General features: G+C 73.0%; 1 protein-coding gene. It reads right to left on the bottom strand.

All coding sequences use genetic code 11. From position 1 onward, the window contains the following. Positions 1-33: 33 nt before the first annotated feature. Positions 34-2,964: glycoside hydrolase family 2 TIM barrel-domain containing protein (locus tag AOK15_RS39320; RefSeq protein ID WP_055523804.1), on the bottom strand; the 2,931-nt coding region annotated here is incomplete at its 5' end.

The following is a 2,964-nucleotide window of genomic DNA, read 5'->3' as shown; positions in this document are numbered from 1 at the left end:
GAAGGAGGAGGGAGACGAGGTGGGGGGCGGGGTTCAGAGCGCGCGCAGCGTCCACGACCAGCGGTGGACACCCGGCGGGACGAGATACGACGGCGAGGTGTCGGGCCCGCACGACGCCGTGCCGAGCCCCCGGTGCGCCGCGTCGATGTGCACGACGCAGCCCGGCCGGGGCACCAGCTCGTCATGGTGCGCGACGGCCGCGAGATCCTCCGCGCGGTACCGGTTGACCGAGACCTGCCGGGGCCCGTCAAGCCGTACCGACAGCTCGTGCCCGGCCCCCGCCAGCGTGAAGTGCCGTACGCCGTGCCGTCCTCCGCTCTCCTGCGGGCGCAGATACGGCGTGAACAGGTCGTCGACGGCGGCCGAGTGGTGCCCGACGGGAGCCCCGACCGCACGGTCCGGATAACTCTCCCAGGGGCCCTGCCCGTACCAGGCGAGACGGTCGAACCCTCCAGTGGTCTCGAACACCGAGCCGACACGGGCGACGTCCGTCAGCCCCTCGGGCAGCACGGCGGTCTCCTCGACCAGGATCCGGCCGTCCACCAGCGCCGTGAACGTCTGCTCGTGCTCGACGGCCCCGGCACCCGTCAGCAGGCGCGACCGCACCCGCACCACGGGGCCCTCGCGCCCCACGGACACCGTCTCGCGAGCCGGGCTGTCGAGGCCCCAGGCCCGCCAGCGCTCGGCCATGCCGCCGAGGACGTCGTTGTCCGTGGGGGCCCGCCACAGGCTCAGCGTCGGCGGGGCGGCGAGCAGCGGATGCCGCAGCAGCCCCTCGTCGTCCGTGCGCGGCGGGGGCACATGGCCCTGGGTGCCGTCGGCGCCGACCACCGGCTCGCCCTCGTCCGCCTCGTACCACCGCACCTGGGGGAAGCACACCTCGGTGCCGCGCGGCGCCCAGGGCTCGTCGGCGGCCGTCGTCACCCGCAGCGTCAGCCAGATCTCACCGGCCCCGTGCCGCACCTCGGGCCGGTCGATGACGGCTGAGCCGCCCGCGGCCACGTCGGGCAGCTGGGCCGGCACCGTCCAGGTGCCGCCGTCGGCCGCGGCGAACTCCCACTCGGCGGCGAGCCACGAAAGATCCCGGAAATGCTGCCTGTTGTGGACGCGCAGCACTCGCCAGGTGCCCTCGCCCTCGACGGACAGCCGTACCGGGGCGGCGATCTCGCGGTGCTCGTACATCACCGGCTTCGGGGTCCGGTCGGGGAAGACCACCCCGTCGGCGATGAACGCGCCGTCGTGGAGGGTCTCGCCGAAGTCACCGCCGTACGCCCAGCGCAGTCCGGGGGCGGCGACACCGTTGTCATACAGCCCGGCGCCCCCACGCCCGGCCGGTCTTCCGTCGTTCACACGCTGGAGGATGCCGTGGTCCCAGAACTCCCAGATGAACCCGCCCTGAAGACCCGGGGTCGCCTCGATGGCCGCCCACGTGTCGGCGAGCGTGCCGTTGCTGTTGCCCATGGCGTGCGAGTACTCGCACTGGATCAGCGGCCGGGTCTGCTTGCCGGAGAGCGCGTGCGCCACACAGTCCTCGATCGGCGCGTACATCGGGCAGGCGATGTCGGAGGCGTCGTCCGTGGCCCCCCAGTCCAGCTTCGCGGCGCCCTCGTACTGCACCGGCCGCGTCGGATCGTGCCGCCGCAGCCAGCCCGCCGCCGCGTCGTGGTTCGCGCCGTAGTCGGACTCGTTGCCCAGCGACCAGATGATCACCGAGGGGTGGTTCTTGTCCCGCAGGACCATCCGGGACACCCGGTCCACGAACGCGTTGAGGTAGCGCGGGTCGTCGGCGATCTCGTGGGCGTGGTCGTGCGACTCGATGTCCGCCTCGTCCACCACGTAGAAACCGAGCTCGTCGGCGAGGTCGTACAGCGCCGGGTCGCTCGGATAGTGGGAGGTACGGATCGCGTTGAAACCGAAGCGCTTCAGTGTGACCAGGTCGGCGCGCAGGTCGTCGTACGACACCGTCCGGCCCGTCAGCGGATGGAAGTCATGGCGGTTCACGCCCCGGATGTAGACGCGTTCCCCGTTGACCAGCAGGTCCCGGCCGCGCACCTCGACGTCGCGGAAGCCGATCCGGTGGTGCGAGGTGTCCGCGACCGTGCCATCGGCGCGGTGCAGCCGGACCGTGAGGTCGTACAGCTCGGGCGTCTCGGCGCTCCAGGTCCGCACCTCGGGGACGACCGTCTCCATCCGCGCCTCGCCGAGGAAGTCGGAGACCCGCTCGTCCTCGGCGTTGACCCGGTCGAACGCGGTGTCCTGGGCGAGCGCCAGACCGTCCAGCTCGCCGCTGACGTACCACCCGGCGGGCAGCGCGCCCGTGCCCTCGCCGGTCCGCACCCGGCAGTCCACCCGCAGTGCGCCGTCGCGCCGGGCCCGCACGGTCACGTCCGCGAGATGCAGCGGTTCGGTGGCGTACAGCAGCACCGGGCGGGTGACGCCGCCGAGCCACCACTGATCCTGGTCCTCGATGTGGGAGGCGTCGGACCACTTCACGACCGTGAGCCGTACCGTCGACGGCGCTCCGGGGCGCACGAGGTCCGTCACGTCGAACTCGGCCGCCAGATGGGAGTCCTTGGACATGCCGACGGGCCGTCCGTCCACATGGACGAGCAGCACGCTCTCCGCCGCGCCGACCTGGAGGACGATCCGGCGCCCGGCCCAGTCGGCGGGTGCCTCGACCTGTGTTTCGTACACGCCCGTCGGGTTCGAGGCGGGGGAGTGCGGCGGGAACTCCGGCCACGGCATACGGACGTTGGTGTACTGCGGGGGGTCCTCGGCGGCGTGCAGCGCCCAGGAACCGGGGAGTTCGGCCCAGGACCAGGTGGGGCCGGGCTCGTCACCGGGCGACGGCAGCAGCTGGAACCGCCAGCGGCCGTCGAGCGACAGCGCCCCGGCGCGCCGGTCCACGGCGGACATGGGCAGCCGCCCCCAGGAGGTCACCTCGGGGGCGGCTGCCCATGTCCG

It is taken from the genome of Streptomyces ossamyceticus (assembly GCF_001418475.1).
Classification (GTDB): domain Bacteria; phylum Actinomycetota; class Actinomycetes; order Streptomycetales; family Streptomycetaceae; genus Streptomyces; species Streptomyces ossamyceticus.
The sequence above is the reverse complement of the archived record's forward strand: the minus strand, read 5'-3'. Positions and strand labels throughout refer to the sequence as shown.